The sequence below is a fragment of the Paenibacillus sp. V4I9 genome, from assembly GCF_030817295.1.
In the GTDB taxonomy this organism is placed as follows: Bacteria; Bacillota; Bacilli; order Paenibacillales; family NBRC-103111; genus Paenibacillus_E.
Genome location: NZ_JAUSZE010000001.1, coordinates 5,307,666 through 5,327,275, shown reverse-complemented (window position 1 = coordinate 5,327,275; position 19,610 = coordinate 5,307,666). Strand labels below are relative to the sequence as shown.

General features: G+C 42.6%; 20 protein-coding genes and 1 pseudogene. 13 read left to right on the top strand and 8 right to left on the bottom strand.

Annotation, left to right across the window (positions count from 1 at the left end; genetic code table 11):
* The first annotated feature begins 6 nt into the window (after positions 1-6).
* Positions 7-1,311, top strand: a complete 1,305-nt coding sequence (locus QFZ81_RS24805) for an efflux RND transporter periplasmic adaptor subunit (protein WP_307605243.1) — start codon at positions 7-9, stop codon at positions 1,309-1,311.
* A 36-nt stretch (positions 1,312-1,347) separates the two neighbouring features.
* Positions 1,348-3,060, top strand: coding sequence for a hypothetical protein (locus QFZ81_RS24800; RefSeq protein WP_307605242.1), 1,713 nt, complete (start codon positions 1,348-1,350; stop codon positions 3,058-3,060).
* Positions 3,061-3,147: 87 nt separating this feature from the next.
* On the opposite strand, the pseudogene QFZ81_RS24795 reads toward QFZ81_RS24800, so the two are convergent.
* Positions 3,148-4,265, bottom strand: a pseudogene (locus tag QFZ81_RS24795) (IS3 family transposase).
* A 270-nt stretch (positions 4,266-4,535) separates the two neighbouring features.
* On the opposite strand from QFZ81_RS24795, the gene QFZ81_RS24790 reads away from it, so the two are divergent.
* Positions 4,536-5,006, top strand: coding sequence for a hypothetical protein (locus QFZ81_RS24790; protein ID WP_307605241.1), 471 nt, complete (start codon positions 4,536-4,538; stop codon positions 5,004-5,006).
* A gap of 52 nt (positions 5,007-5,058) precedes the next feature.
* Here the strand turns inward: QFZ81_RS24790 and QFZ81_RS24785 are convergent, their stop codons facing one another.
* Both QFZ81_RS24785 and QFZ81_RS24780 read right to left on the bottom strand, forming a co-directional pair.
* Positions 5,059-6,390: an IS3 family transposase gene (locus tag QFZ81_RS24785; protein WP_307607029.1), complete on the bottom strand. Its 1,332-nt coding sequence runs from the start codon at positions 6,388-6,390 to the stop codon at positions 5,059-5,061.
* Positions 6,391-6,564: 174 nt separating this feature from the next.
* Positions 6,565-7,464 carry an AraC family transcriptional regulator gene (locus QFZ81_RS24780; protein ID WP_307605239.1) on the bottom strand — a complete coding sequence of 300 codons (900 nt, stop codon included), beginning with the start codon at positions 7,462-7,464 and terminating at the stop codon, positions 6,565-6,567.
* A 159-nt stretch (positions 7,465-7,623) separates the two neighbouring features.
* On the opposite strand from QFZ81_RS24780, the gene QFZ81_RS24775 reads away from it, so the two are divergent.
* Positions 7,624-8,466, top strand: a complete 843-nt coding sequence (locus QFZ81_RS24775) for a sugar phosphate isomerase/epimerase family protein (RefSeq protein WP_307440593.1) — start codon at positions 7,624-7,626, stop codon at positions 8,464-8,466.
* A gap of 5 nt (positions 8,467-8,471) precedes the next feature.
* Positions 8,472-9,491 (top strand): Gfo/Idh/MocA family protein, encoded by a 1,020-nt coding sequence (locus QFZ81_RS24770; protein ID WP_307440596.1) that lies wholly within the window; start codon positions 8,472-8,474, stop codon positions 9,489-9,491.
* A gap of 60 nt (positions 9,492-9,551) precedes the next feature.
* On the opposite strand, the gene QFZ81_RS24765 is transcribed toward QFZ81_RS24770, so the two are convergent.
* Complete coding sequence (locus tag QFZ81_RS24765; protein WP_307440598.1) at positions 9,552-9,674, bottom strand: hypothetical protein; 123 nt, start codon at positions 9,672-9,674, stop codon at positions 9,552-9,554.
* Between the two features lie 195 nt (positions 9,675-9,869).
* On the opposite strand from QFZ81_RS24765, the gene QFZ81_RS24760 reads away from it, so the two are divergent.
* Positions 9,870-11,237 (top strand): MATE family efflux transporter, encoded by a 1,368-nt coding sequence (locus QFZ81_RS24760; protein WP_373463712.1) that lies wholly within the window; start codon positions 9,870-9,872, stop codon positions 11,235-11,237.
* Between the two features lie 179 nt (positions 11,238-11,416).
* On the opposite strand, the gene QFZ81_RS24755 is transcribed toward QFZ81_RS24760, so the two are convergent.
* Entirely contained in the window at positions 11,417-12,181 is a 765-nt protein-coding gene (locus QFZ81_RS24755) for a MerR family transcriptional regulator (protein WP_307605237.1), read from the bottom strand.
* Positions 12,182-12,342: 161 nt separating this feature from the next.
* On the opposite strand from QFZ81_RS24755, the gene QFZ81_RS24750 reads away from it, so the two are divergent.
* Positions 12,343-12,969, top strand: coding sequence for a LysE family transporter (locus QFZ81_RS24750; RefSeq protein ID WP_307605235.1), 627 nt, complete (start codon positions 12,343-12,345; stop codon positions 12,967-12,969).
* A gap of 2 nt (positions 12,970-12,971) precedes the next feature.
* On the opposite strand, the gene QFZ81_RS24745 is transcribed toward QFZ81_RS24750, so the two are convergent.
* Together QFZ81_RS24745 and QFZ81_RS24740 are read right to left on the bottom strand one after the other, a co-directional pair.
* A complete protein-coding gene (locus QFZ81_RS24745; protein ID WP_307605233.1) occupies positions 12,972-14,369 on the bottom strand; it encodes an amino acid permease in 1,398 nt (465 codons plus the stop codon).
* Positions 14,370-14,445: 76 nt separating this feature from the next.
* Positions 14,446-14,739 carry a Rieske (2Fe-2S) protein gene (locus QFZ81_RS24740; RefSeq protein ID WP_307605231.1) on the bottom strand — a complete coding sequence of 98 codons (294 nt, stop codon included), beginning with the start codon at positions 14,737-14,739 and terminating at the stop codon, positions 14,446-14,448.
* Between the two features lie 90 nt (positions 14,740-14,829).
* Between QFZ81_RS24740 and QFZ81_RS24735 the strand changes: the two genes are divergently transcribed.
* The 5 genes from QFZ81_RS24735 (at position 14,830) to QFZ81_RS24715 (ending at position 18,735) form a co-directional block, all read left to right on the top strand.
* Positions 14,830-15,921, top strand: coding sequence for a threonine aldolase family protein (locus QFZ81_RS24735; protein ID WP_307605229.1), 1,092 nt, complete (start codon positions 14,830-14,832; stop codon positions 15,919-15,921).
* Between the two features lie 44 nt (positions 15,922-15,965).
* Positions 15,966-16,871 (top strand): ATP-dependent DNA ligase, encoded by a 906-nt coding sequence (locus QFZ81_RS24730; RefSeq protein WP_307605227.1) that lies wholly within the window; start codon positions 15,966-15,968, stop codon positions 16,869-16,871.
* Between the two features lie 92 nt (positions 16,872-16,963).
* Positions 16,964-17,653, top strand: a complete 690-nt coding sequence (locus QFZ81_RS24725) for a metal-dependent hydrolase (RefSeq protein WP_307605225.1) — start codon at positions 16,964-16,966, stop codon at positions 17,651-17,653.
* Between the two features lie 27 nt (positions 17,654-17,680).
* Positions 17,681-17,989 carry a Dabb family protein gene (locus QFZ81_RS24720; RefSeq protein WP_307605223.1) on the top strand — a complete coding sequence of 103 codons (309 nt, stop codon included), beginning with the start codon at positions 17,681-17,683 and terminating at the stop codon, positions 17,987-17,989.
* A gap of 23 nt (positions 17,990-18,012) precedes the next feature.
* The gene (locus tag QFZ81_RS24715; protein ID WP_307440611.1) at positions 18,013-18,735 is read left to right on the top strand and encodes a metallophosphoesterase family protein; all 723 of its coding nucleotides are present in this window, start codon (positions 18,013-18,015) and stop codon (positions 18,733-18,735) included.
* A gap of 7 nt (positions 18,736-18,742) precedes the next feature.
* Here QFZ81_RS24715 and QFZ81_RS24710 read toward each other — a convergent pair whose 3' ends face one another.
* On the bottom strand, positions 18,743-19,132 hold the full coding sequence (locus QFZ81_RS24710; protein ID WP_307440613.1) for a helix-turn-helix domain-containing protein: 390 nt from the start codon (positions 19,130-19,132) through the stop codon (positions 18,743-18,745).
* Between the two features lie 204 nt (positions 19,133-19,336).
* Between QFZ81_RS24710 and QFZ81_RS24705 the strand changes: the two genes are divergently transcribed.
* Positions 19,337-19,552 (top strand): helix-turn-helix domain-containing protein, encoded by a 216-nt coding sequence (locus tag QFZ81_RS24705; protein WP_216625547.1) that lies wholly within the window; start codon positions 19,337-19,339, stop codon positions 19,550-19,552.
* Positions 19,553-19,610 lie beyond the last annotated feature (58 nt).

The following is a 19,610-nucleotide window of genomic DNA, read 5'->3' as shown; positions in this document are numbered from 1 at the left end:
ACATAGATGATTAACGATAGTTCGCGGAAACGTAAATTCAAATCCCGTTCGATGGGGGTGATCGTGTTATTGACCGCAGCAGCGGTCTTGGCGTCAGCCTGTTCAGCTCCAGGTGCTAAAGGGGCTGCAACGGTGCAGTTAGCACCAAGGGCGATTAAAACAGATGTCATAAAGAAGCAGAAAATTAGCAATCCGATCGAACAGGTTGCTGATGTAGCGGCAGGAACGACGCTTGATGTTGTCTCGAAAGCCAACGGTGAAGTAACGGAAGTGCTGAAAAAACGAGGAGAGTATGTTGAGAAGGGTGAAGTACTCTTCGTTGTTGATAATAAAGATGCCTTATCTGCCAAAAGGAAAAGTGAGCTTTCTGTAAGAAGTGCTCAAGAATCCTTGCAGCAAGCAAGGGATAATAAAGTAAATAACCGAAAAGATCTGTTGGACAATGTAACTAGATCGCAAACTGCCCTCAAGAATGCTGCGCAAGAATACAACAAAGTTCGTAATGAATATGATGCAGGCATTGCCGTTCAGCATCAGGTGGATCAATCCAAACAAGCGATGGATAGCGCCCAGATGAATCTAGATGCTGCACAGAGCAAGCTTTCAGCTTTTGATAACTCGGATTCGATTTCAGCTATTCAAACGCAGGCAGAATCAGCAAGTCTATCTTTAGAAGATGCGACTCGTTCTTTAGAGAACTATCAAGTTAAGGCACCAGGTAGCGGCATTCTTACCGATTTCAACGTAGTGGTTGGGCAAACAGTAGCTGCCGCGGCAGGGAAAGTTGGTCAAGTCCAACAGATAGATCCGATTAAAATCAAAACCGAGCTTACGGAAACGAATTTCCTGCTTGTTAAAGGAAAGCAAGAACTCATTTACTATAATCCGGATTCGCCTGATAAAAAAGGAACAGCTAAAATGAGCTACTTGGCACCTATTATGAGTGCGGCGACAAAAACGTACACGTTAGAACTGGAAGTTCCCAATAGCGATCATCTGCTGCAGCCTGGTAATCGATTCATGGTACAGCTGACGACTGAAACGGAAGAACAAGTGGTTGCGATTCCTACATTAAGCATCATTCGTGAAGAGTCGGATACCTTCGTCTTTGTTCAGGAAGGTGACCAATATCAGAAACGGAAAGTGAAATTGGGACGCATTAACGGGGAGTATCAAGAAGTGATTGAAGGAGTCAAAGACGGCGAGAAATTGGTTACTGCCGGACAGAACACTCTGAAAGACGGACAAAAAGTAGACAGTGCTAGTGCTAGCGTACAACCGCAGCCGACAACAACACCAACAGCCAAATAGACATCAGCGAAATTTCACAATAAGGAGAGTACTTACATGAAAAACAAACCATGGAAATCTAGTCTGACAGCCATCATGCTAGGAGCAATGATCGTTCAAGGAGGCACGGCCGTATGGGCGGCCGACTTGACGACGCCTATTGTCTCTGCACCAACTGTCAATTACGGATTGACACCAGATATACGAGCCGCGATTAAAAGTGCAGCCGTGACGCCAACGGCGTCAGGTTCACAACTTGCGGTTACTGTTCGCTTATATAACGGAGGCGCCGTACTGAACAGAGTTCCCGAACACGAGCTTCGTGTTCAAACCGCTAGTGGCGTTTCATATACATTGAAACCAAGTGCGAGCAATAAAGAAGCTTTACAGCCCAAAGAAATAGGCGAGCTTGTGTACATGACTTCTGTTGATAGCAAGGAGATTGGTCAAATTGAGCAGTTATCCTTCGTCAATGTGGATATCTATTCCTATCCAAAGGTGGAAACTACATTACTTACTATGCCAACTAAATCCGTGTGGTATGGCGGTACGGGAAGTACGGCTTTGCAGAGCCTCGAAAGCTTAGCATGGGGCCAAGCATTCACCATTCCTGGGATTAATTCGGGACTGACGTATTCACCAGTTGAAGTTTCTATGCAAAATACGACGTCAGGCCGTGTGGCTGTTGTGACGGTATTGGCTAGTAATCCTGGAGCGGGGCGGGAAACAGTTCCTGCTTTCCGAATGGACGCACAGTCAGAGCAAAAGAGCTATGAAGGCAAACGCTCCGAAGTAGACCCGGTGACTTTGGAGGCTGGCGAAAAGAAATACATTCATTTTGCGATTCCAGTTGAAAATGGTGTGACGTTGTCTAACCTTTTTGTCTTATCGACGGATTCGTTTGTACCCAAAGGTGGAGATAAAGCTACCACGCTAGTAACAGGTAAACTAGCTATCGCATGGCCGAAAGAGCAAGGGAATTCTACTGCAGCGCCTTACACAATTGGTCAGCCGATCACATTTGATGCTTTGACCAAAGTTGTTGATAAGTCTACAGAAGTATCGCTTATGGAGCTTCATTTGCATGAGAATCCAGGGGAAGGCTACCAAACTGCGGTAGCTAAGTTCAAATTAACGAATACGAGTACAACGCCTACTGCTACTCCTGCTTTCCTATCGGAATTGGTCAATGCACAGGGTGTTACTTATCAAGGGTCCCGTCAAACGAATGTAACGACGATGCTAAATCCCGGATTAAGCTACGTGGTAAGCTACTCTTACATTGTGCCGCAAACCGAAGAGAGCACCAGCTTCTCGTTAAAGCTGCTCGATTCAGTGGCTGCTGCACCTTTTACAACAACGATTGCCGCTCTGCAAACGGATGTACAGAAGGAAGGTACGGATTCAACCATCTCCTTATATCCATTTGATCTGACGTTCAATGATGTAACAGTGAGCACACAGACGACTGCTCAATTGACGTATACGTACAAGTTCCGACTTGATCTGGATATTAAACAGAAAGAAAATGTCGTGGTTGACAACAACTTCTCGAAATTGAAATTTGAAATTGTTGATAACGCCGGACGTGTTGTTGGTTCTAAGGACGCTTCCTTCACAGGTGTAAATAAATTAATCAGTGGGAAACAAATGCTGGATGCCACGAATATTACAACCGATCAATTCAGCTATCCTTTCACTGTCAATGTGTATGAAACAATCGAAACGCAAAATGGAACGGCAAAGCGCTTATTGAAAGTTATCAAATAAATGCCAGTTGAATAAACCAAAAAAGAGAAGGCAAGGTTTGATCTGGACCCTCTGTCAAGGACACTTGAAAAAAAGAGTGGTTTAGGTCTATGAGGCCAACAACAATAGATGATTCCTGTATTGCACAGGGGTCATCTTTTTTAATCCCCATTGATATCGATTATTGTTGTAGTAGCGGATGTAACCGTCAATCTTACGTTGTAGTTCTGCTAATGTTGGGCAGCTACGATGGTCAACATGGTCTTTCATATGACCGAAAAACGACTCCTGTGGCGCATTGTCCCAGCAATTTCCTCGTCTAGACATGGATTGACCTAATCCTTTTTGCTTTAAAAGTTCTTGGTATTTCGGACTTGTATAATGACTTCCTTGATCCGAATGGATAAATGCATCTTTGTGTAGCTTCAGCCTTTTTTGCTTTACGAGTGCGTCAATTGTGTCTGTAGCAATGTCCAATGTAAGGCTATTGGATAGGTTGTACGAGAGGATCTCTCCTGTTGAAGCATCTAGTATAGTCGACAAATATGCCGTCTCTGAGCGGCCATATGGGAGGTAGGTAATGCCGGTGAGCAGTGCGAGCCCAGGAATACCTTTCCGGAAATCCCTCTTTAAGCTGTTGGGAAGTGTTCGGTGTTCCTGAGTTGCCTTTGCCATACGCTTGTATGGATTAGGTTTTCGATGTGGACATTCGAGGCCAAATTTCTTCATAATCCTGCGGATTCTCTTCAGGTTGTAGATCACGCCAAACTCGTTTTCAAGCGTCATCTTAATAGAGCGAGAACCCTTTTTAAAGCCCTTTCTATGGAAGGCTTTCTTGATCAGTTTTCCAGCTTTGACATCCGAAAGAGACCGCTCTTTACGGGTTTCTACGGCCTGGATGTAGTTGTAGTAGCCTGAGCGAGATACGTGAAGTAAATCGCAGAGGTAGCGAGTTGAACGTCTTAAACCCTGACCTACAGTTTCTTTAATCAGTTCAAATAACTTATTCTTGCTTAGATTCTTTCCGCTTGCTACCAGCAACCTTTCTTTCGTGTCTAGCTTTTTTAACAATTCTACCTGAGATTCAAGGAGTCTAATTCTTGCTTCCTGTCGAACAACCGCTTAAATTCATCGGCATAGGTTATTGATTTCTCGCTTATCTTGACAACGTATTTATTCGTTGATAAATGCTCTCGGTTTTTTTCGCTAAAGATTGTCTTAGACATGATGTAATCCCCTCCGGTGCTTACTCATTATACAAAAAAAGATAAACACACAGCCTGAACACTTTTTCAAAGTGTCCAGACTATGGGTACCAGTGTACAACATGTTCTACTTTTTTTCTGTGGAAATGTGTCACGTAAAGACCATTTTTTTACAAACTATATGTACAACCAGTTCGGGTCGAGGTTCTCGACATATACTAAATTTATAATTAAATCCGTAAATGGCGCAGTTGGAGGGCATTACATTATTGAGAATGAGGGGGAGCTGTCTTGATTAAGATGAATCCGTACATGAAAAGGAAAATAAAAGGGAAGAAATTCATTGGGTCTGGTGTAACGCGAGTTGTATACGATTTAGGTAACGGCTATGTTATGAAGATAGCAAAATCAAAAAAAGGGATCAAATGCAACAAGAGGGAAGTAGACATGTATAAATCATCTTTGAAACCGATAAGAAAATATTTTGCGCAAATTATCGATTACGACACGGATTATCGCTGGGTAACTATGAAAAAATATGATCGGAAATTCCGGAATTCCCCAATAAATAGACGATTGCTTATGAAATTAGTGAAGAAATTTTTGGACAATGGAATCATTCCATCCAAGGGTACAGGCCAATATTATAAACCGTATGCCCTTAACCTGCGTTTAAAGCAGCACTTGCGTTTAAAGCGGAGTAAACAGATCGTAGTCATTGATTATGGGGGATTTAGATTTCGTAGAAAAAAAAGCAGGTAGCGGTGATCTGGACCCTCTGTCAAGGATACTTGAAAAAAAGAGTGGTTTAGGTCTATGAGGCCAACAACAATAGATGATTCCTGTATTGCACAGGGGTCATCTTTTTTAAACCCCATTGATATCGATTATTGTTGTAGTAGCGGATGTAACCGTCAATCTTACGTTGTAGTTCTGCTAATGTTGGGCAGCTACGATGGTCAACATGGTCCTTCATATGACCGAAAAACGACTCCTGTGGCGCATTGTCCCAGCAATTGCCTCGTCTAGAGATGGATTGACCTAATCCTTTTTGCTTTAAAAGTTCTTGGTATTTCGGACTTGTATAATGACTTCCTTGATCCGAATGGATAAATGCATCTTTGTATAGCTTCAGCCTTTTTTGCTTTACGAGTGCGTCAATTGTGTCTGTAGCAATGTCCAATGTAAGGCTATTGGATAGGTTGTACGAGAGGATCTCTCCTGTTGAAGCATCTAGTATAGTCGACAAATATGCCGTCTCTGAGCGGCCATATGGGAGGTAGGTAATGTCGGTGAGCAGTGCGAGCCCAGGAATACCTTTCCGGAAATCCCTCTTTAAGCTGTTGGGAAGTGTTCGGTGTTCCTGAGTTGCCTTTGCCATACGCTTGTATGGATTAGGTTTTCGATGTGGACATTCGAGGCCAAATTTCTTCATAAGCCTGCGGATTCTCTTCAGGTTGTAGATCACGCCAAACTCGTTTTCAAGCGTCATCTTAATAGAGCGAGAACCCTTTTTAAAGCCCTTTCTATGGAAGGCTTTCTTGATCAGTTTTCCAGCTTTGACATCCGAAAGAGACCGCTCTTTACGGGTTTCTACGGCCTGGATGTAGTTGTAGTAGCCTGAGCGAGATACGTGAAGTAAATCGCAGAGGTAGCGAGTTGAACGTCTTAAACCCTGACCTACAGTTTCTTTAATCAGTTCAAATAACTTATTCTTGCTTAGATTCTTTCCGCTTGCTACCAGCAACCTTTCTTTCGTGTCTAGCTTTTTTAACAATTCTACCTGAGATTCAAGGAGTCTAATTCTTGCTTCCTGTCTTGCAATCACTTCATCCAGCGTTAGTTCACGCTTCAGGGGACGTCCAGAAGCTTCCTTACGGGAGTCAGCTAGTCCAATGATTCCGTCTTTCCCGTAAGCTTTTTTCCAACGGTTTGCGCTTTGTTCAACTCGCTTCATTCCAATTACGCTGACATCAAATCCATGAGCTTTAAAGATTTCTCTAGGAGTCTTTCCTGACATGTAAAGGTCGATGAACAACCGCTTAAATTCATCGGCATAGGTTATTGATTTCTCGCTTATCTTGACAACGTATTTATTCGTTGATAAATGCTCTCGGTTTTTTTCGCTAAAGATTGTCTTAGACATGATGTAATCCCCTCCGGTGCTTACTCTATTATACAAAAAAAGATACCCACAGCCTGAACACTTTTTCAAAGTGTCCAGACTATGGGTACCAGTGTAGTTATTCTTGCCTCTCTTTTTTTTGTTTTCTGTCGATTGCTAGGGAAAGTCTCACCTAGGAACTGCCTCTATTCATCGCTACAGACGAGCTTTAACAGACTTAGCATAGTCAGAAGGCGGCATGCCAACGGTTTTCTTGAAATCTCTTGAAAAATAGTGAATGCTGGCGTACCCTAACATGGCTGCAATCTCTGTGAAATTATATCGGCCATCTCTAATATATGTTTTGGCTTGTTCAATTTTGAGGGACTTGAAGGCTTCCAAGACGCCTGTCTGCATCTGGGATTGGAAAAGTTCCTTTAATCGGCTTTTGCCCAAGTGAAACGTTTGGCATAAATGGTCTTGCGTAAAGGATTGAGAAAGATTGGCTTTCAAGTATTCCATGATTTGCTGAACGATTCGTTGTTCGGCTTTTTCTTTTTGAAGGGACGATTGTTTGTATTTCATAGAATCTGGAGTGGAGGCCTGCTCTTGATTCCGAATGAGTGTGATTAACAAAACCTCTAAATAGGATTTGATCATTTGTTCGCTGGCAAAAGGAGCATCCGGGTTTCTTTCCAAGTGATGAACGGTTGGTTTGTCAAAAGGGGGCAAGAAAGCATGAAACCCTTCTTGGATAATGAGGGATAGGATATTTCTTTCCCGGTCTCCTAATGCCAGAATCTTTTTCTCGAAAATAGTCATAGCTGGGGACGTGCATTCGAAGCATATGACGATAAGGTTTGGCGGCGTATGCTCGTGCTTAACGCTAACCGTATGGAATTCCTCGGGTTTGTGAAAGATTATATTTCCTTGATGAAGGGTATGAATGTGATCATCGGCTCGAATCTCAACTTCCCCTTTGTCCACGTAAAGAATCTCCCAGAAGTCATGCTGTTCTCCGTCAAATACAAATCCCTTTGCATACTCGAAATAATGAAAAGAAAAGAGGGTTTGAATGGTAAGTGATTCCTGTAGTTGTATACTTGGGAAATCCATGCTGCTCGTCCTCTCTCAGGGTGGTTCTTGTTCCAAACTCATTTTTAATCTCATTTTACCATATTCGTATTTGTAAAAGTGCAAATAAATCGGCTTTTTGGATAAATCATATCGAACGTGGCTCTTTTATAATAAAGGGAAGAGACGGAGGAGATAACAATGAAAAAAGGGATCAATATTTGGTCATTTCCAGGCTCCATGAAGGTAGAACAATGTATAGCTGTTGCTAAGGAAGCCGGATTCGACGGGATTGAGCTGGCTTTAAACGAGACTGGCCAATTAAGCTTGGAAAGTAAAGAAAGCGAAATCAAGGAATACCGTAAGATTGCCGAAGATCAGGGTATTGCGCTTTCGAGTTTAGCCAGTGGATTATACTGGACATATTCTTTAACAAGTGGACATGCACAAACGCGTCAAAAAGCGAAAGATATCGTCAAGAAACAATTGGAGAACGCAGCTATTTTAGGTGTAGATACGATATTGGTTGTGCCAGGTGCTGTTGGCGTTGATTTCATTCCGGATTCTGAAGTGGTTCCATATGATCAAGCCTATGACTACGCTTTGGAAGCTATAAGTAAGCTTTCCGATGTTGCCCAATCATTGAAGGTTTCCATTGGTATAGAAAACGTATGGAACAAATTCTTACTATCCCCGCTTGAAATGAGAGACTTTATCGATAAAATCAATTCGCTATATGTCGGCGCTTATTTTGACGTAGGGAATGTCTTATATGCCGGTTATCCGGAGCATTGGATTTCCATTTTAAATAAACGAATCAAAAAAGTGCATTTCAAAGATTACCGCCGCGCCGCAGGAGGCTTGCATGGTTTTGTTAATCTTCTAGCCGGTGATGTTAATTATCCAGAGGTTATGAAAGCCCTTCAAGCTATCGGGTATGACGATTATGTCATTGCCGAAATGATTCCGGGTTATACGCATCATGGCGAACAGCTTATTTATAATACATCAGGTGCTATGAACGCCATCTTAGGGAGGAAGTAATCAACATGCTAAGAATCGGATTAATTGGTTTAGGGTTTATGGGTAGGACTCATCTGGAGAATTACGTTCGCCTGGAGTCAGAAGGAGTTCCCATTCAAGTTGTGGCTTTGTGCGATATTGATAATGAGAAGCTCGAAGGTCGCGCGGCTGCGGGCAACATCGATACGGGTTCATCTGGCATTGACTTCGGTCGCTACAATAAATATACAAGTGTGGCCGAAATGCTTGAGAAGGAACAGCTTGATTACGTAGATATTGCACTGCCTACTTTTCTACACAGAGACATAGCGGTTCAATGTTTGAATCATGGTCTTCATGTCTTGTGTGAAAAACCGATGGCGCTGAATGCTGCGGAATGTAAAGATATGATTCAGGCAGCCGAGGCGAATGGAAAGCAGCTGATGATAGGTCAATGTTTGAGATTTTGGCCGGCCTATGTATACCTGAAGCAGGTTGTTGAAGAGAAAACGTTTGGTCAGGCACTGGGTGGTTATTTCTACCGAGGGGGAGCAACTCCGACCTGGGGACCATGGCTTACACAGAAGGAGAAAAGCGGCGGAGCCTTGCTAGATATGCACGTTCATGATATTGATATGATTCATTGGTTGTTCGGTAAGCCTGAATCCGTATCGTGTTTGGCACGAAATGTCGTTCCCGGCAGCGGTTATGATGTGGTTTCTGCCAACTATCTGTATGAAGATGGCAAAGTCATCAATGCCCAAGCAGACTGGACTCTTGAAGGTGATTATGGCTTCGATATGCAGTTCCGGGTTAATTTTGAAAAAGGCAATGTCGTTTTCAAAGGTGATTCCTTACAAGTAAATGTGAATGAAGGAAAAGGTTTCAGTCCTGAACTTTCCGCGGAAATGGGCTATTATAACGAACTTAAATATTTTATTGAAACATTACTTTCAGGTGAAAGTGTTTCAATTGCGACTCCCTCCAGTACGATGGGCAGCATTGAAATTGCTGTGGCTGAAATCGAATCTGCGGACAACCGTGGTACATGGGTTAAGGTGAAATAGGTTGGTGTGTATGAAAAACCTTGGAAATTATTATGATTTCCAAGGTTTTCTGTAAGTTTATTATTTGCCTGGATGTTTATTTGCATCATCAATGCCATTATTGCTGCTATTATTGTTTTTGTTATCTTCACTTGCTTTTTGACCTTTTTGTTGATTGGATTGATTTTTTTGTTTGTTCGACATTAGCCCACATCCTTAGATATATTTCAAACCTTCATTATTGTGAGCAGTCTCAGTCTTATTATTCATGTTTACTTCAACTTTAAAGTATCACGTGACAAAGTTTAATTTAATGGATATTAGTAGCATTTGACTGCAATCGCTTACGTATCCTACACTAATAGCATTTGAACGGAGAAAGTGTAGGGATTGATGGACATGGAATCGATAGCATCTTGGAAAAAGCTTGGTCTTTTCGCGGTCACATGGCCGATATTCGTTGATTCCGTCCTGCGCATGATGCTGGGAACGGCAGATGTGTTTATGCTCAGTCTGATCTCGGATCAAGTGACTGGAGCAGTAGGCTTAGCAAACGAAATTATAGTTTTTTGCATTCTAATGTTTGGCTTCGTTGGGCTTGGAACGAGTGTAGCAGTCGCACAAAATCTTGGTGCAGGTAGAGCGAAAGAAGCCAGCCGCATTTCAGCTCTAGCGATTACGATAAATTTGATATTTGGAATTTTGGTTAGCATCTTATTGGTTGTCTTTGGTGAATCGCTGATGCGGCTAATGAATTTGGCGCCGGAGCAGGTTGAGATTGCCAAAACGTATTTAAACATCATTGGCGCTTTTATATGGATTGAGGCTTTGTCCTATGCGATCTCATCTGTTCTTCGTTCCAATGGTCAAACGAGAGACGTCATGTTTGTTACGTTGGGAGTGAACCTGATCCACGTAGCCGGTAACAGCCTTCTTATCTTTGGTAACCTTGGTTTTCCCGAGTGGGGAGTAACTGGAGCTGCAGTATCCACTGTGGTAAGCCGTCTTATTGGGCTTATCGTTCTGATTGTTATCTTATATCGCCGTATTCCGGTACCGATTCGTCTGAAGCACTATGTGACATTCGATAGCCGTATTGTGAAGCAAATCATGAGCATTGGCATACCGTCAGCAGGCGAGCACCTGTCTTGGCAGTCTCAGCATATGATGATCGTCAGTTTTATTAATATCATCGGTCAAGCGGCTTTGAGTACGCATATCTACATGATGAATATAACCAACTATTTCATGGCGCTAGCTATGGCAATAGGTATGGGGACGGAAATCATTGTTGGCCATATGGTGGGTGCTGGGGCATTCAAGGCAGCCTATCATAAGTTAATTCGCAGCTTGCGGATTAGTCTTCTTGTGACCTTCGTGGTTGTGGGAATTGCTTCTATTTTCCGCAAGGATCTAATAGGGCTATTCACCGACAATCCGGAAATTATTGCAATGGGTTCTAGTATTTTAATACTCTCCGTTCTCTTAGAGCCAGGCAGGACATTCAATCTAGTTGTCATTAACTCCCTTCGTGCTGCTGGAGATGCGAGATTTCCCGTCTTAATGGGGATTCTATCCATGTGGGGGATCGCAGTGCCGCTTGCGTATTGGCTTGGCATTGTGATGGAAATGGGCCTGCTTGGCGTGTGGGTCGCATTTGCGGCAGATGAATGGGTGAGAGGCCTGCTCATGTATCTGCGGTGGAAGAGCCGCGTATGGCAAAGTAAGGCGCTCGTGAAGCCAAATGTAGGAACAGTCGCCAAGTAGCATGCGAAAAAAATGTAAAGAAGCACAGGACCCTTGAGGGTTCTGTGCTTCTTTCGTTGGAGTGACATGCACGGTCGCTGCTGGTGACTGGTGCAATACTAGTATATTCAGTTTCTTGTAAAAGAATTGGATGTTTAACGGAGATAATAGAAATAGTGCTAGTGTCCCATTCAATAGAATTACTTCTTAACACCCGTGTAGATATGGATGGCATCTCTCAGAAACTCAGCCGTACCGGGCTGTTTTTCATCATAGTAAGCCTTAAACCGTTCGTCATCCACATACATTTGGGCTAGACCAGCATGCGCTTCTTTACTGTACTCACTCCAGTAATAGCTTAACCACATCTTATGCAAATCCGCGGCTGCTTGAGCCAGTTCGCTGGCAGGGTCCCCATTTTGGAAAGCTTCCGCCAATGTAGCTAATACTTCATTCGCCAATCGCGTTACCTCGTCCTGCTGTTCCTGTGTCATGTTTTTGATTTTTTGGTTGGACTTATTTACGGCTTCATCGCCATACTTCTCGCGAATTTCTTTCCCGTATTTTTCCTCGTTATCATCGATCATCTTTTGCTTGAAGCCTTCAAATTTCTCTTTATCCGTCATGGTTATTCTCCCTTCGGTTACGGCAATCGTTTTTTCTACATTTGCAATTAGTAAATCTAATTGTATTCTTTTGTCGAGGAGTTGTTCATGGTGTTCTTTCAGGGCATTGGCGCCATTGAAGGAAGGGGCGGTAACAATTTCTTTAATACTGTCTAGACTGACCCCTAGTTCTCTGTAGAACAGTATTTGTTGTAACCTATCCACTTCCGCTTGACCATAGATTCGGTATCCTGACGAATTGATTCTTGCCGGCTTAAGAAGTTCAATCTCATCATAATATCGAAGCGTTCTGGTGCTGACCCCAGCCAATTTGCCCAGATGCTGCACGGTGTATTCCATCTGTTCACCTCCTGACAACATAACTGTACTGCTTTACGTAGCGTGAATGTCAAATGCTTTTTTGAAATTTAATTCTACAAGTAATACAAGTCTTACTCTAGGAATAGGATGATACGAGCCTTAAAGCATGTACAAATCAATAGAATGAATGGGTGATTCAGTTGTATACGATTCTTAGCTTTTTTCTCCTGGGTTTATCGCTGGCAGCACCTATTGGTCCGATTAATGCAGCTGTGTTAGACAGAGGAATTAAGAAGGGTTTTTTTCATGCTTGGGTAGTGGGTATTGGAGCACTGATTGCTGATGCACTGTTAATGATCCTCATTTATTTCGGACTCGTGCATTTTCTAACAACGCCTTTTATGAAAACGTTTCTTTGGTTATTTGGCTGCTTTATATTGCTCTACTCCGGTATCGAAAGTTTGATTGATGCGGGGAAAATAAAGGGAGAAGCATATAGAAACGAAGTTACGCTTTCGAAATCGTTTTTCTCCGGTTTTTTCATGTCTATAACTAGTCCCTTGTCCATCCTCTTTTGGCTTGGTATCTATGGATCGGTTTTAGCTGAAACCATTGCTGATTTCGATAGAAACCACGTATTATTGTATACGGGGGTTATGTTCACCGGTATTTGCATGTGGGATGTTTTTATGGCGTCGTTAGCCAGTACGTTTCGAAGATTTCTCACGACTCGCGCTCTCTCGTTCATATCCATCGCATCAGGACTATCCCTGATTGGCTTTGGGTTGCATTTTGGGATAAAAGCCTTCCACGCCCTCTTTGGATAACGCTAGGTCGCTCCTTCACGATTATCATGTTTAGGATTTGGCAGTTCTTTGGCTCTGTAAGATGCTGCGCGGGCGCTCTTTTTCCATTTGAAGCTCATGCCCCATGTAACCAAGCCTATGATCACGATAAATAGGAGGCTTATCCAGAATCCTGGTCGGCTCGTTCCATGAAAGACTGTACCCGTGATAGCAGTAAGGATTAGAGCCATGCCCAGATATCGTTTGATCTTTCCCCAAACGGATAGTTGTAGTAAGCGTCCTGAAGATAGTAGGATGAAGAGCCAGTTCAAGAGCAGCATAATCCCCGCGGCTGTTGTTACATATTCATAAAGCTCCTCAGGCAACAAGAGAGCCATCAGCACTGCTACAGCTATACCTCCAGTCGTAAAACCGATGGCGAATAAAGGCATTTGTCTTTTCCCTGTTGTTTTTTTGGCAAAGATCGAAGGGGCATCGTGATCTTTGGCTAACGTTATAAGGATCGTTGTCACCGCAAATAAAGAAGCAACCATTGTAGAAAATCCAGCAATAATTAGAATAGCGTTAAACGCATGCGGGACAAAAGGGAGATTGTAACTTCCCAAAGCAACCTGAAACGGGCTTTCCTTTCCCTGTAAAGCATTCAAGGGGATCAAGGTTAAAGCAAGAATAAGAGATGCGATATAGATCGTCGTTAAAAGAAGGATCATGATGTTCCCTGCTTTAGGTGCCTCTTCGGGTCGCTTCAATCTTGTGGCCATTAAGCCCATGATTTCAATACCGCCAAAGGCGTAAAAAGCATAAATAAAAGAGGACCAAGATCCCATTAACCCAGCTGGCAAAAAGGTTTCTTTGGCCGCCCGGAATCTAGGTTGATGAGCTCCACCTGTGATAAATCCAAAGACTGCGGCTCCTGCAATAAGGAGAAACATAACGATGGTGGATACTTTGATAATGGCAAAAACATGTTCAGTGCGCTCGAATGCTTTAGTCCCGAGCAAGATAACACCCAAACCTATCAAGGCGTAAAACGTAGCAAAAATCCACATGGGTACCGCTGGAAACCAGAATCGGGTAAAAAGGGACAAAGCTGTTAATTGACTCCCCATAATTAAGAGCTCTGAACTCCAATAGACCCATCCACTGCTGAAGCCTGCCCAGCGTCCAAATGCTTTTTTGGCATATGCCCGAAAAGATCCTTGCTGCGGATCCGCTCCCGTCATTCGGGCCAAGACATCAAAGACAATATAAGTGCCTATGGCTGCCAGAATAAACATGAAAATGACGGATCCTCCACCCATTTTGATCCCAATCCCGGAGCCTAAGAAGTAACCCGTACCAATCGTGCAGGCAACTCCTAGCAATGACAGCTGCCACCACTTCATCTGTCCTGACTTATCACTCTTTGCTTTTGTGGACATATAGCCTCCTAATGCCGTTCGTCTCGAAATAACAGCTGTTAGTATAGCTTGTCCATTGGTAAAATATACTTAGTAATTAATCCATCAGAGCTAATAGAGTGCCGTCTCTTAGAATGACCTCATAGGAGTGGAGTCTAGCACTAGGCACATTATGGCAACGCCCAGTATGTACTTCATACGTCCATCCATGCAGCGGACACACGAGCTCTCCGTCTTCAAGGTCAACGGTGTAACCGGCATGAGGGCAAACACTAGACAGTAGGGTGTATATTCCATCTATCTCCGTAAGGAAGTACAGGTTATCCTCTACTTGAACCTCTGCCGGAAATGATGTGAATTGATCCTTTGTTCCGAGTATGATTTCTTTCATCGTTATACTCCTTTTCAACCAGGTTAGTTTGATTATAAGTCACGGCTGTTGTTTCACCAAATGAAAAAATGACAATGGAGGATCATACAAATGAGCAAGAACAACCCATTATTAGAAGCATTTAATCAAGCAAGTTACCCAGTAAGTGGCCATAGTAAAAGAAACATTCAGGTTTTGAAAGAGGTATTGAATGATATAGATGGGAATCTGGACAGTGATATGTATGGTTCAGGTAAACTTATCGAAAGTTTTCAAGAAGAAATGGCGACGTTCTTGGGTAAAGAAACAGCCGTATTTTTCCCTAGTGGAACCATGGCACAACAAATTGCCTTAAGAATCTGGTCTGACAAGAAAGCTATTAAGAAAGTGGCTTATCATCCTTTGAGTCATTTAGAAATTCATGAAGAAGACGGGTTAAAAGAATTGCATCAAATTGAAACTATTTTGCTTGGGGATAAGGACAGACTGATTCGACTGGAAGATGTTCTCCATATGCAAGATGATATTGCTTGTTTATTAATAGAATTACCGCAACGTGAAATTGGCGGACAGCTGCCGGACTACGAGGAGCTTGTTGCTATTTGTACTTACTGTCGTGAGAAAGGAATTAAATTGCATCTAGACGGAGCCAGACTATACGAGATTCTACCTTATTATCAAAAAACAGCAGCAGAAGTTTGTGAGCTTTTTGATAGTGTGTATATTTCTTTCTATAAAGGGGTTGGCGGGATCGCAGGAGCCATACTTGCCGGTAGTGAAGCTTTTACAAAAGAGTCCAAAGTATGGAAAAGACGATACGGAGGTGATTTAATTAGCCTTTATCCGTATATCCTAAGTAGCGGCTATTATTTCAAACAGAGATTGCCTAAAATGAATCAGTATTATGAAGAAGCCAAAGTGCTTGCTGAATACTATAATCAATGCCATGGCGTTGTGACAAAACCATTAGAACCCGTGACTAACATGTTTCATGTGCATGTTGATCTGCCGAAAGAGAAGCTTGAACCTCTATTAGTAGCCTTGTATGAGGAGACAGGTATAGGATTAACCCCCTATGTAAAAGAGAGCAGCGAGACAACATGTTGTTATGAAGTAAATATCGGTGATCGCTTTGAGAATATACCCACAGATGAGCTTAAGAAAGCATTCCAGCGGTTGGATGTGAAAATGAGAACTGTTTAGATCGCTTGCGAAAGTGCCACACTGGTGTTATGGGGTGGTTAGAAATGCTCTTTGAGCCAATAAAACCAATGATTGTCAGTATCGGTAAAGAAGCTTTTGATGACGAGAGATATATATTTGAACCCAAATGGGACGGATGGCGAATCCTCCTACATAAGCAGGGGAATCGCATTGAAGCTTTTACACGTAACGGCATGTTGATTTCCAGTAAATTTCCGGAATTAAAGGAGGCAGCAGCGGCCATCAAGGCTCAAACGGCGATTCTTGACTGTGAGGGAATTGTTTTGCGCGGTGGCAGACCGGTATTTGATGATTTTTCTTATCGTGGCCGGTTGAGTAATTCTGCGAAGATTAATCGCGCTGTAAACACACATCCCGTAACATTTGTTGTATTTGATGCCCTTTACACAGATAGAGATCATTTGGATGAATCGTTGACGCAGCGAAAACAGCGGCTTGGCGAGATCGTCGATTCTACCCCCGTTATCATGCCTACCATGTTCGTAGGAGGACAAGGTAGGGCGTTATTTGAGTTAATGAAAGAACGAAATATGGAAGGCATTGTAGCGAAGCGAAAGAACTCCAAATATCAACTGGATACCAAAAGTGACGATTGGCTGAAAGTGAAATATTTTAAATCGATTGATGTGGTCATATTGGGGTATAGAACGAATCCATTTGGCCTTGTAATCGGCTTGAATTTCAGAACGGTGAAGAATAAGCCAGTTGGAGTGGTTGAGTTTGGTTTTCAGCAAGAAGATAAGCAAATGTTTTTGGTAATAGCTAAGCAATTGAACTCGGTCAGGGATGAGAAAACACAGTGGATTGAACCACGCTTGTGCTGCCGGATTGACTATTTGGAGCGAACAGACACGCATCAATTAAGGACCACGGTGTTTCGTGGTTTTTTGCCGGATAAGAAGCCTGAGGAATGTAATTGGGAATCTTGAAGAAGCAAGTGGTAAATAAAGTATGCTAAAATAGGCTTAGGCCCGACCAAGAAAACTTAATTGAAATCAGCTAATTACAAAGGAGCGATTTTATGAACATTACTTTTCATGGACAAAGCTGTGTTGAGATTCGATTAAAGGAGCATTCGCTCATTATTGATCCTTTCTTGAACCATAACCCTCTAGCCGCTGCAAAACCGGAAGATATTAAGGCTGATTACATACTTGTCACACATGGTCATGCTGATCATTTAGGTGATTCACTAGAGATTGCAAAGAGCAACGAAGCCACTATTATTGCCCCCAATGATTTGGGGAGGTACTTGTCTTTCCAAGGGGCAAAAACCCACGGAATGGGGATCGGCGGGGAATATCAGTTTCCCTTTGGTAAAGTGAAAATGACACTAGCGCTGCACGATTCTTCCTATAACCCACCAGGAACCAAAGAAAATATTTATACAGGGATGGCTAGTGGTTTCTTAATTACGGCAGAGGGGAAAACGATCTACCATGCAGGGGACACGGGCCTTTTTGGAGATATGCAATTGCTGGGCAAATTAAATGCTATTGATCTTGCCTTCCTTCCAATTGGTGACAACTATACCATGGGCCCACGCGATGCCGTAATCGCCGCACAATTCTTACAAGCAAAAATGGTCGTTCCGATGCACTACAACACATTTCCACTCATTAAGCAGGATCCCAAGGCTTTTGTTGATAGTCTGGCTTCTGAGGGAATTAAGGGATTTGTCTTGGAACCTGGTCAAAGTCTAGCATTCTAAATTAAACCGAAGGAGGCTTTCTTAGCCATGATGTTTGAGCACCTGGTTTCGTTCAGATTTAAAGAGAATTTAGATCCACAGAAGGAAAAGGAATTGCTTGAAACCTTATTGTCATTAAAAAATAAGATCTCTGGGATCGTCGATTTATCGGCAGGCGTAAATGTGACAGAAGAAACAGATAATGTGCAAGGATACACGTTAGGACTTCGTGTGACTTTTGAAGATCAAGAATCTTTACGACAATATGGACCGCATCCTGCGCACCAGCAATTCGTGAAATCATTAGAAGGAATTATTGAGAATGTCATAGTGATTGACTACCCAATTGTGAAGTGAGTGATAAACAGGGGGAAAGCCGAGTGAAATTAGCCTTTATTTCGGATATACATGGGAATGCAATCGCTCTCGAAGCAGTTTTGCAAGATATGGCTAAGCATGAGATAGACCGTATTTATGTACTGGGTGATCTTTGCTACCGTGGACCAGATCCCAAACGATCTCTTTCTTTGGTCCGTTCTTTAAATACTCAGGTCATTAAAGGAAACGCAGATGAATGGGTTGTGCGCGGCGTAAATCAAGGAGAAGTCCCGGAGCAGGTCATTGACATGATGAAGAGAGAACGGGAGTGGACCGTTGCGCAATTGGACGAGCAGGATATCGCATACTTGGTGAGTCTGCCTACTGAAATGAAGCTTGAGATAGAGGGGATCTCTATTCATGCGTTCCATGCGACGCCAGATAGCTTGTTCGAAATCGTACTTCCTGGCGTTGGCGATGAGGTGCTGAAGTCAAAGCTTATGTCCGCGTCGGATGCGGATATTTTCATTTATGCTCATATCCACAGACCATTCATCCGTTATATGGAAGGTAAAATACTGTTGAATACCGGAAGTGTAGGTCTACCTTTTGACGGTATGTCTAAAGCTGCCTATGCCATTGTTGAAATTGAAAATGGACAAATCCGAACATCGATTGAACGTGTTCCATTTCGAATTGAGGACGTAGTCAAGCAATATGAAGAAGTCCATTACCCGAATGCAGAAATGATGACGAAAATTGTTCGAAACGGTCTTGTGAAATAAGAAAGAATTATTGAGCCTCTGTATTATTCGTTTGGCGGTCTTTCCAAAATAAGACGGTCAGCATACGCTCGACCCATTCTTTATCTTCTGTCGTAAGTACAAAACCATCAAACATGAGCTCATTCTCTCGGAGAAAACGCCGCAAATTAACGGGATTGCTTTGAAATTGCTGTTCAGACGGAGAAGACTCCAGATATCCAGCGATATCCATCAGTTCGGAATAGGAAGTGTTAAGCCCTTCTGACAGCTTCATTAATACTTCCGGTGAAGGAATGCCGCGGTTACCGTTCTCTAGTTGGGAAATATAAGCTGCTGAGACTCCTGAACGGTCGGCAAGCTCACGGATGGTGAAGCCTTTTAATTTGCGCATATCTTTTAATTTATCGTAGAAATACATAGACTCTCACTCACCCTCGCTAACAAAAGTAAACATTAGTAAACGATATAATAGTAGCAGTTTACTAAAGTAATTACAATCGAAGTTACGGGTAAAATTGATCCATTTCAGGTTACTTATGTAAACAAAAATGGTTGCATAAGTAAAATTTAATGGTATAATGTTTGCAAGGGGAACAAAATGAGAACGGGGGTCTATGGCAGAATGAATATAAAGATCTTGGCGAAGACCGATGTTTTTATTAAAGCGAGAGTCATTAAAGGTTACTCCCAGCGAGAGTTGGCGAAGCACTCGGGTTTAAGTCATGCTTATATCAGTCTGCTTGAACGATCGATTAAATCAGTGGGTCCATCCACGGCTAAGAAATTGAGTGATTTGCTAGATAAGGATTTGGAAGAGTTGTTTCTAATTGAGATGTAGTCTGAATTGAAATGATTTTGAAGAAAAATATATGTAAACTAAGACCCGCGGCCTCTTG